8 protein-coding genes and 1 pseudogene are annotated in these 9,469 nt (G+C 75.3%); 3 read left to right on the top strand and 6 right to left on the bottom strand.

Annotation, left to right across the window (positions count from 1 at the left end):
- Positions 1 to 740, top strand: a pseudogene (locus IDM29_RS12140) (MFS transporter); the annotation flags it as partial.
- A 25-nt stretch (positions 741 to 765) separates the two neighbouring features.
- Here IDM29_RS12140 and IDM29_RS12135 read toward each other — a convergent pair.
- Complete coding sequence (locus IDM29_RS12135) at positions 766 to 1,026, bottom strand: PspC domain-containing protein (protein WP_255491742.1); 261 nt, start codon at positions 1,024 to 1,026, stop codon at positions 766 to 768.
- A gap of 327 nt (positions 1,027 to 1,353) precedes the next feature.
- On the opposite strand from IDM29_RS12135, the gene IDM29_RS12130 reads away from it, so the two are divergent.
- Positions 1,354 to 5,259, top strand: a complete 3,906-nt coding sequence (locus tag IDM29_RS12130; RefSeq protein ID WP_182112989.1) for a S8 family serine peptidase — start codon at positions 1,354 to 1,356, stop codon at positions 5,257 to 5,259.
- Between the two features lie 84 nt (positions 5,260 to 5,343).
- Here IDM29_RS12130 and IDM29_RS12125 read toward each other — a convergent pair whose 3' ends face one another.
- The 5 genes from IDM29_RS12125 to IDM29_RS12105 form a co-directional block, all read right to left on the bottom strand.
- The gene (locus IDM29_RS12125; protein WP_182114007.1) at positions 5,344 to 6,126 is read right to left on the bottom strand and encodes a type II CAAX prenyl endopeptidase Rce1 family protein; all 783 of its coding nucleotides are present in this window, start codon (positions 6,124 to 6,126) and stop codon (positions 5,344 to 5,346) included.
- 56 nt (positions 6,127 to 6,182) lie between these two features.
- On the bottom strand, positions 6,183 to 6,695 hold the full coding sequence (locus tag IDM29_RS12120; protein ID WP_255491741.1) for an ATP-binding protein: 513 nt from the start codon (positions 6,693 to 6,695) through the stop codon (positions 6,183 to 6,185).
- Between the two features lie 160 nt (positions 6,696 to 6,855).
- On the bottom strand, positions 6,856 to 7,530 hold the full coding sequence (locus IDM29_RS12115) for an HAD-IA family hydrolase (protein ID WP_220458009.1): 675 nt from the start codon (positions 7,528 to 7,530) through the stop codon (positions 6,856 to 6,858).
- Positions 7,527 to 7,790 carry a hypothetical protein gene (locus IDM29_RS12110; protein WP_255491740.1) on the bottom strand — a complete coding sequence of 88 codons (264 nt, stop codon included), beginning with the start codon at positions 7,788 to 7,790 and terminating at the stop codon, positions 7,527 to 7,529. Before IDM29_RS12110 ends, IDM29_RS12115 begins: the two co-directional genes overlap by 4 nt.
- 30 nt (positions 7,791 to 7,820) lie before the next feature.
- Entirely contained in the window at positions 7,821 to 8,819 is a 999-nt protein-coding gene (locus tag IDM29_RS12105; RefSeq protein ID WP_182112988.1) for a Gfo/Idh/MocA family protein, read from the bottom strand.
- Positions 8,820 to 8,886: 67 nt separating this feature from the next.
- On the opposite strand from IDM29_RS12105, the gene IDM29_RS12100 reads away from it, so the two are divergent.
- A complete protein-coding gene (locus tag IDM29_RS12100; RefSeq protein WP_182112987.1) occupies positions 8,887 to 9,156 on the top strand; it encodes a DUF2277 domain-containing protein in 270 nt (89 codons plus the stop codon).
- The last annotated feature ends 313 nt before the right edge of the window (positions 9,157 to 9,469 follow it).

Raw genomic sequence — 9,469 nt, 5'->3', positions numbered from 1 at the left:
GCCTGCTGTCCGCGGCGGGGGCCGCCACCGGCGCCCTCGCCCTGCACTGGGCCGGCCAGCAGGGGGACGCGCGGGGTCCGGCCGTGGTGGTCGCGGCCGTGGTGGTCCTGGCCGTCTCGCTGCCGGGGCTCCTCCCGCGAGGGACCCTGCGCGTGGCGCGCGGGCTGCCCGCCGTCGTCGCCCTGCGCGGCCTGCTGCCCGCGGCCTTCCTCGGCGCCGAGATCTACCTGCCGCTCGTCCTCGTGACCGAGCGCGGGCTGCGACCGGCGGTCGCCGGCCTCGCGCTCACGACGGCGGCGGTGCTGTGGTCGGCCGGCTCGTGGCTGCGGGGACGGCAGGAGGGCCGCTGGGCCGACCACCGCGTGCTGCGCGCCGGGGCGGTGAGCCTCGCCCTGGGCATCGCGCTCGCCGCGAGCGCGGTCTGGCCGACCGTCCCCGTCGCCGTCGCGGTGCTCGGCTGGGGCCTGTCCGGCCTCGGCATGGGTCTGGTCTACCCGACGCTGACCCTGCTCGTGTTCCGGCTCTCGCCACCCGCCGAGCAGGGCGCCAACACCTCGGCCCTGCAGGTCAACGAGGCCATCACGACCGCGGTGGTGCTGGCCGTCAGCGGCCCGCTGTTCGCCCTCCTCGTCGCGCGCGACACGACCGCGGCCTACCTGGTGTGCTTCGCCGTCGCGGCGGCGTTCGCGCTGGCGGGAGGCCTGCTGGCCGGACGCGTGCGGCCCGGCGGTCGGGGCTGACCCGGCCGGACCCGGCCGGACCCGGTCAGTCCTGCACCGAGCCCGGGGGCGGCGGGGCGACGTGCACCACGGGCCCGGGACGGTCGGCCGGCATCAGGGCCCAGGCGATCGGGTACAGGATCAGTGGCGAGCCGGGCAGCACCACCATCAGCACGAACACCAGCAGGCGCGTGCCCCACGGGTCGAGCCCGACGCGCCGCGCGATGCCGGCGCACACGCCGCCGAGGACGCGGCCCTCGCTCGGGCGCGACAGGCCGGCGCGGTACATGGACTCGTGGATGTTCACGGCAGCTCCTCGGTACGGATCGGTGCGGGTCTCCCCCGACGGCTCCAGCCTGCTCCCCGCGCGCGCGTCGCGCCTCAGGGACCAGCCCTGACCTGACCCGGATCCTCACCCCGAGGATCGCCGGGGTGCCGCGCCCACCGGCCCCGCTCCGCGCCGGGTGGCAGCGCGACCCCGCGGCAGTCATGGCGCTGTGACTGGATGTGACCATGGCTCTTCACCCGCGGGCGTCCGCGGGGCTACTGTGCGGCCTACCACCGGGTGACGCGGCCGCCGACGATGTCGGCCGCGTCACCCAGGGGAACCTGCACCCCGAGGGGAAGAGTCTCCATGCGCCGTCGTCCCGTCCTGGCCGCCCTGACCACGGCAGCGCTCGCGCTGCCGCTCGCCGTGACGGGGGCCGCGTACGCGTCGCCCGCGTCGCCCGAGCCGCCTCCCCCCGCCGACGGGCTCGCGGTCCCGGAGACCGACCTGGCGCTCCCCGCCGGTGACGACGGTGCCACGGTGGGCCCCAGCCTCGCGGGCGCGACCGGGCAGGTCACCGCCTTCGTGCAGCTCGACGCGCCCTCGGCGCTCGACACGGCCGAGGCCGGCGGCAGCGAGGCCCAGGTGGCCGCCGTCGCGGACGAGGTCGCGGACCTCGCCGAGCAGGTCGTGCCGAGCGCCACCGCACGCTCGGCGTCGGCGCCGGCCCCGCTGGAGGTCACGTCGAACCTCGTCGCGGGCGTGGTCGTGACCGGCGACGCGGAGCAGATCCGCGGGCTCGCGGCCGACGACGCCGTCGTGCGCGTCGACCTGGTCGTGCCCAAGGAGCCCGCCAACAAGGGCGCCGACGTCTTCACGCGCGCCCTGGAGTCATGGGCCGCCACGGGCCTGACCGGCCAGGACGTCACCATCGGCGTCATCGACACCGGCGTGGACTACACCCACGCCAACTTCGGCGGGCCCGGCACGCCCGAGGCCTACGCCCAGGCCTACGGGACCGACGGCACCGGGCCGGTCCCCGATGGCCTGTTCGACCCCGCCAAGTACCTGGGCGGCTACGACTTCGCCGGGCCGACGTACGACGCGCGGGTCCCCGGCTCGACGCCGACCCCCGACGAGAACCCGATCGACGCGCCCCACACCGCGGGCGGCGGGCACGGCTCGCACGTCGCCGGCAGCGCCGCGGGCTACGGCACCGTCGCGGACGGCACCACGTTCGAGGGTGACTACACGACGCTGACCGACCTCGAGGGCTGGCAGATCGGCCCGGGCACGGCGCCCGAGGCGGGCATCTACGCGCTCAAGGTCTTCGGGGACGTCGGCGGCAGCACGTCGCTGGTCATCAGCGCGCTGGAGTGGGCGGCCGACCCGAACGGCGACGGCGACCTCAGCGACCACCTCGACATCCTCAACCTCTCGCTCGGCTCGGACGCCAGCCCGGCCGACGACCCCGAGAACCGGTTCATCGACGAGCTGAGCCGCCTCGGCGTGCTGTCGGTCATCGCATCGGGCAACGCGGGCGACATCACCGACGTGGGCGGCAGCCCCGGCAACGCCCGCACGTCGCTGACGGTCGCGAACTCGGTCGCGGACACGCAGACCTTCGACGCGGTCGAGGTCGTCGAGGCCGCCGACCCGGCCCTGGTGGGCCTGCACGCCGCCCAGAACTCGATCGAGTACGCGGGCGGTGAGGACGTCACCGCGCCGGTCGCCTACATCGGCGAGTTCGACGGGTGCCGGGCGTTCACCGCGGAGGAGTCGGCCGCGGTCACGGGCAAGATCGCATGGCTGTGGTGGGACGACGACGACGCGTCCCGCGCGTGCGGGTCGGTGGCACGGTGGAACAACGCCACGGCCGCGGGTGCGGTGGGCGTGCTCATCGGCACCGAGCTGCCGGTCTTCGCGGCGGGCATCTCGGGCAACCCGCAGATCCCGGGGGCGCAGCTCACCGCACCGGAGACCGACGCCCTGGCGGCCGAGGTGCGCGCCGGCACGCTCGTCGTGCACCTGGGTCCGTCGCTCGCCAACGCGGCGTTCGTCGACGACCCCACATACGGCGACACGCTCGCGGCCGGGTCCTCGCGCGGCGTCCACGGCTCGCTCGGCATCGTCAAGCCGGACGTCGCGGCGCCCGGGACGCGCATCGCCTCGGCGGCGTCCGGCACGGGCGACGACGTCCTGACGATCTCGGGCACGTCGATGGCGACGCCGCACGTGGCGGGCATCGCGGCGCTCGTGGTGGAGCAGCACGGCGGCTGGGAGCCCGAGCAGGTCAAGGCCGCCGTCATGAACACCGCGACGCACGACGTCTACTCCGGCCCCGACCGCTCCGGCCCGGTGTACGGCCCCGAGCGGGTCGGCTCCGGACGCGTCGACGCGCTCGACGCGTCGCGGGCCGAGGTCATCGCGTACGCGTCGCAGGACCCCGAGCTCGTCTCGGTCACGTTCGGCGTGGTCGACGTGGCCGCCGAGACGGTCGTCGAGCGGCGCACGGTCACGGTGCGCAACACCGGCGACGAGCCGCGGACCTATGCGACCTCGGTCTCGACCGCGACGACCGCGGGCAGCGCGTCGATCACGGCCTCGCCGGCCTCGGTCACGGTCGCCCCGGACGACGACGCCGTCGTGACGCTCACGCTGACGGTCGACCCGGCCGGGCTCACGCGGGACCTCGACCCGACGTCCGAACCGCTCGCGTCGGGGGTGCCGCGCGACTTCGTCACGACGCTGTCGGGGCGCCTGGTCCTGACCCCGGAGGAGGGGCCCGAGCTCCGGGTCCCGGTGCACGCCGCACCGCGGCCGGTCAGCGACCTCACCGCGGCGCCCGTGACCTTCGCCGACGAGGCCGCCACCACGGCGCCACTCACGGTGACGGGCCGCAGCGTGACCACGCCGGGCTGGGCGTCGTACGTCGCGCCCATGACCCTCGTGGCGACGAGCCCGCAGCTCGAGGCCGACCCCTCGGGCGCCGGCACGTCGGACTCGTCGATCGGCGCGGGTGACATCCGCTACGTCGGCTTCTCCTCGACGGCGCCGCAGCTCGCGGCGGCCGGCGAGGACCCGACCGGCGGCACCATCGGCATCGGCATCGCGACCGAGGGCGAGTGGGCCAACCTGGGCACCGCCTCCGTCGTGCCGTACGTCCAGACGGACGTCGACGGCGACGGCGTGTGGGACCTGGAGACGGCCGTCCAGAAGCTCTCCCCCGAGACCGACCTCACCGTCGCGGCGAGCTACACGCTGGTCCCCGACCCCGCGGGCGGCTACGACGTCGGCCAGGTCGTCGACATCCTGCCCGTCAACGGGGCGTGGTCGGACGAGCTGTCGACGGTCTTCGACAACGACGTCCTGGTGGTGCCGATCCCGCTGGCGGGCGTCGTGGAGCCCGGGCAGGTGCCGACCTTCCGGGTCGCCACGTCCTCGGCGTACGCGCCCGGCGCGGGCGGCGACACGGACGTGGTCGAGCCGTTCAGCGCCGACCCGTATGCGCCGCCGTTCTGGTTCGAGGGCACGACGCCGGACTCGCTGTGGTTCGAGGCCGGCGACGGGGCCACGGTCACGGTGCACCGCGCCGCGACGAGCGGCGACGCGCAGCTGCTCGTGCTGCACAACGCCAACCCCGACGGCCGGCGCGCGCAGGTCGTCGACGTCACCGCCCCGCTGAGCACGCCGACGACGACGACGCTCGCCGTCGCCGGGACGCGCACCGAGGGCTCGCCGCTGACGCTGACGGCGACGGTGGCACCGCCCGAGGCGACGGGGACCGTGACGTTCCTCGACGGGACCACCGAGGTCGCGTCGGCGGGCGTGTCCGGCGGGGTCGCGACGGCCACGGCGACCCTGGCGGCCGGGAGCCACGCGCTGCAGGCGGTCTACGCGCCGGACAGTGCGCGGTGGCTCGGGTCCTCCTCGGAGGTGGTGACCGTCCAGGTGGCGGCGCGCGCGGCGTCGCACCTCCTGGTGGGCGCGCCGAGCCAGGTCCGCCAGGGCCAGCTCGCGCTCGTCACGGGCCTCGTGATCACCGGCGGCCCTCGGCCGACGGGCACGCTCGAGGTGCGCGAGGGCAGCCGCGTCCTGGCCTCCGGACCGGTGGTCACGCTGGGCCGCACGGGCGTGGCGCTCGTCCGGCTGCCGTCGAACCTGTCGGTGGGCACGCACCACCTGACGGTGGCCTACTCGGGCAACGCCCAGGTGGCGCCGGCGACGGCGGAGCACGAGCTGACGGTGGTCCGGCGAGGGGGACGGTCCTGACCTGACGCCCGTGTGACGAGGGCCCGGCACCCGCAGGGTGCCGGGCCCTTCGCACGTCCGGCGCCGCGCGCCGCCCCGAGCCGCTCAGTAGACGAAGAAGGGCACCCAGTCCCGCTGGTGGGCGTGCAGCAGCACCAGGAACAGGATCAGATCGAAGAGCAGGTGCACGCACACGATGTACGTCAGCGAGCGCGTGACCTTGAACGTGTAGCCCTGGATCAGCGCGAACGGGTAGATGAGCCACGGGCCCCAGGCGTGGAAGCCCAGCTCGTGCAGGAAGGACGTGAACAGCACCGCCTGCACGAGGTTCGCCTGCCACCACGGCAGGTGCCGGCGCAGGAGCGTGAAGCACGTGCAGATGAAGAACAGCTCGTCCCAGATGCCGAGCACGTTGGTGCCGAGGAACAGGCGCGCGACGCCCTCGGGGTCCTCGACCGCCGGCCAGTTCTCGTAGACCCCGGTGCGGATCATGTAGACGGGCAGCACCGCGTAGCCGATGACGACGACGGCGACGAGCCAGACCTTCTCGAAGCGCGTCCAGCGCCCCGCGCGCAGGGGGAAGCGGATCGCGTGGTCGCGGTAGACGAACCGCGAGACCAGGTACGGCAGGGCGACCGCGAGGATCATCGCTGTCCCCATGGCGAGCATGTGGGCGTTGCTGACGTCCGTGTTGACGGGCACCGCGCTCATGATGCCCAGGCCGAGGACCACGAGCGCGAGGTCCCGCAGCAGCCCGAGGTGGCCCACCGCGCGCCCCACGAGCGCTGCTGCGAGCAGCGCGGCGCCCAGGAGCGCCCAGCCCACGAGCGCCTGCTGCAGGCCGAAGAGGGCCAGGCCCCCTCCCGCGACGAGAACGGCGGGGACGATGGACGCCGGGTGGCGCCGCGGGCCGGCGTCGGTCTCGACGGGGGCCTGCGTGGCGCTCAGAAGTCGTCCAGGTCGAGCTCGAACCACACCGTCTTGCCGCCCTCGGCGTGCGCGTCGACGCCCCAGCGGCTCGACATCGCCTCGACGATCGCCATCCCGCGGCCGTCGGGCGCCGACGGCTCCCGGTGCAGGACGACGGGCGACAGCCCGCCGCCGTCGCTCACCGAGACGCGCACGAGCGCGGGCGTGATCCGCACCTGCACCCCGACGGCGCCGCCCTCGAGCCCGTGGAGCACGGCGTTGGCCAGCAGCTCGCTCGAGAGCAGCTCGACCACCTGGTTCGCCATGCCCACCACGCCACCCGCAGCGGCCGTGCGCACCACCCAGTGGCGGCCCATGCCGACCGACTGGCGCTGGCCGGGCAGGACGATCGCCGTCGCACCGTCCTCGCCGACGTCGACCGCAGCGGCGTCGGGCACCCGCACGCCGGCGGCGTCGGGGCCCGCGTCCTGGCCGACGAGGCGCAGGGTGCTGCCCGACGAGGTCCGGCGAGCGCGGTCGCGGCTCACTGCACCCTCCCAGCACGGTCGATCGGTCGTCGGTCGGTCATGGGTGTCACCCGTTCGGCGGCACCCCCAGCCTGGTGCATGCCGCCATGGGCGGCGCGCCGAGCCTGCCAGATCCGGCCGACCGGCACCTCTTCTCGCGGATTCCTCCGCGTGTCGCCGCTCACGCCAGCCCCATCCGGACCCGGCCGTCGGCCGCCACCGCGAACCGCAGCGCCGCGAGGTCCGGGACCACGAGGTCCGCGTCGATCCCGGGCGTCGTCGTCAGCAGACCGACCGTCGCCGCACCCGCCGCGCGGCCTGCGGCGATGCCCGACGTCGCGTCCTCGACGACCAGGCAGTGCGCCGGCTCCACGCCGAGCCGGTCGGCGCCCAGGCGGAACGGCTCCGGGTCGGGCTTGCCCCGCACGACGTCGTCCACGGTCACCAGGGCCGCCGGGACCGGCAGCCCCGCCGCCGCCAGACGCGCGACGGCGACGTCGCGCGTGCAGGACGTGACGATCGCGCACAGGCCGAGCGGCGCGAGCAGCTGGAGGGCCTCGACGGCCCCGGGAAGCACGGTGATCCCGGCGACGTCGCCGAGCTCGAGCTCGAGCACCCGCGCGTAGGCCGTCTCGCGCTCGGGCTCCGCGAGGTGGGCCAGCAGGAGATCGACCAGGCGGCGCGTGGGGATGCCGTGGACGTCGCCGAAGCGGTCGGGCGGGATGCCGTACTCGTGCGCCATGGTGGTCCAGGCGCGGACGATGGCCTCGACCGACGAGATGAGCGTGCCGTCCATGTCGAACAGCACGCCCGCGAACGAGCGGCCGAGCAGGCCGGCGGGGTCGGGTGCGCTCACGGCAGGCTGATCAGGCGCGGGATGCCGGGGGGCGCTGCCGCCGACAGCTCGAGGTACTTGGCCTCGGCGCGGTGCAGGCGCACGTGCTCGTCCAGGGTCCACGTGGGGCCGTTGCGCAGCACGGTGCCGCACGAGCAGGGCAACCAGACCGTCCCGTCGGGGTCCGTGTGGACGGTGCCCACCGTGTAGTGGGTCGAGCGGGCCCGCGCCTTCGCGTCCCGCAGGGCCGCACTGACCGGCTCGGTCATGCTCTCGCTCACCGCACCAGTGTGGACCACCGGGAGCGCCCTTCAGGAACCGAGCGCCATCCGGTCCCGGTAGTCGGCCAGCACCGTGTCGATCACCTCGGACGTGCGCAACGCGGTGCGGCCGGTGCTGGGGCACTCCCCCGTGCCGCGCAGCGCGTCGACGACGGTGCGGATGAGCGGGAGCTGGACCGTCGCGGGTCGCGGTGCCTCGATCTCCCGCGTGCCGGTCGCCGTCGTGAGCCGGAGCGGCTCGTCGCCGAAGGTGGAGAAGCGCAGCGTCCCGCGCGAGCCCACGAGGCTCACCTCGTCGGTGCGCTCCTCGGCCGCGAAGCACCACAGGCCCGTGCCCTCGACGTCGGCGCCCGCGCGGAACGTCATGGTCACGGTGTCCTCGGCCGGGTACTGCCCGGCCACGTTCACGGCCCGGCCCTGCACGTCGCCGAGCGGCCCGAGCAGGTGGTCCACGAGGTCCAGGGTGTGCGAGCCGAGGTCGACGAAGAGCCCACCGCCGGAGATCTCGGGCCGCACGCGCCAGGGCAGGTGCGCGGGGTCCCACACGCCGCCCGACGTCGTCAGCAGCGTGACGGCGCGGACGTCGCCGATCGCGCCGTCGGCCAGGAGCGTGGCGACCGTGGCGAAGCGCGGCATGGCGCGGCGGTAGTAGGCGACGAAGAGCGGGACGTCGGCCGCGTCGCAGGCACGGATCATGGTCCGGCACTCGTCCGCGGTGCGGGCCATCGGCTTCTCGACGTAGACCGGCTTGCCGGCGGCCGCCGCGCGCGCCGTGTAGTCGCGGTGCGAGTCGGGCGGCGTCGCGACGTAGACCGCGTCGACGTCGGGGTCCGCGAGGAGCGCGTCGGCGTCGTCGTACCAGCGGGGCACGCCGTGACGACGGGCGTAGTCGGCCGCCTTGGCGCCGTCGCGCCGCATCACCGCGACGAGCTCCGAGCCCTCGGCCTGCTGGAAGCCCGGCCCGCTCTTGACCTCCGTCACGTCGCCGACGCCGATGATCCCCCACCGCACCACGTCCAGAGGCTGCATGCGCCGACGGTACCGGCGGCGCGGGCGGGGGGCTGACACGTCCGCGGCGCCGTCCTACTGTCGAGGCATGTGCCGCAACATCCGCCCCCTGCACAACTTCGAGCCGGCCACGACGGACGACGAGGTCCACGCGGCGGCGCTGCAGTACGTGCGCAAGGTGAGCGGGACGACCAAGCCCTCGCAGGCCAACCGCGAGGTGTTCGACCGGGCGGTCGCCGAGGTCGCGCACGCCACCCGGCACCTGCTCGAGGACCTCGTCACCCACGCCCCGGCCAAGGACCGCGAGGTCGAGGCCGAGAAGCGTCGCGCGCGCTCGGCCGCGCGGTACGCGTCCTGAGAGCACCCACCGCGTCTGAGGCACCCACCGCGTCCTGAGCGCACCGCTCGCCTGAGGTACCTCAGGCGAGCAGGGCCCCACCTCAGCGCCGCGTCCGCGCGGCCGACCCCCGGGGACCCGACGACCGACCGATCCGCCCGCCCGGGCCTCAGCACCAGTGTGAGGGCTCGAACCGGCACGGCGCCGGACGGGGAGGTCACGATGAGCAGCACGATGTGGGGACCGGCCCTGTGGGCCGAGGTCGAGTACCGCCAGGAGCAGGTCAGGCTCGCGGCGGCGCCGCGCGCCCCGCGCGTCCGCCGGCCGGCGCGGC

This window comes from Actinotalea sp. JY-7885 (genome assembly GCF_014525465.1).
In the GTDB taxonomy this organism is placed as follows: domain Bacteria; phylum Actinomycetota; class Actinomycetes; order Actinomycetales; family Cellulomonadaceae; genus Actinotalea.
Note: the sequence above shows the minus strand (reverse complement) of the source record. Positions and strands in the feature narration are given on the sequence as shown.

Coding starts and splice junctions, on each gene's coding strand:
- IDM29_RS12130 (WP_182112989.1), top strand. CDS start 1,354: ATGCGCCGTCGTCCCGTCCTGGCCGCCCTGACCACGGCAGCGCTCGCG.
- IDM29_RS12105 (WP_182112988.1), bottom strand. CDS start 8,819: ATGCAGCCTCTGGACGTGGTGCGGTGGGGGATCATCGGCGTCGGCGAC.
- IDM29_RS12100 (WP_182112987.1), top strand. CDS start 8,887: ATGTGCCGCAACATCCGCCCCCTGCACAACTTCGAGCCGGCCACGACG.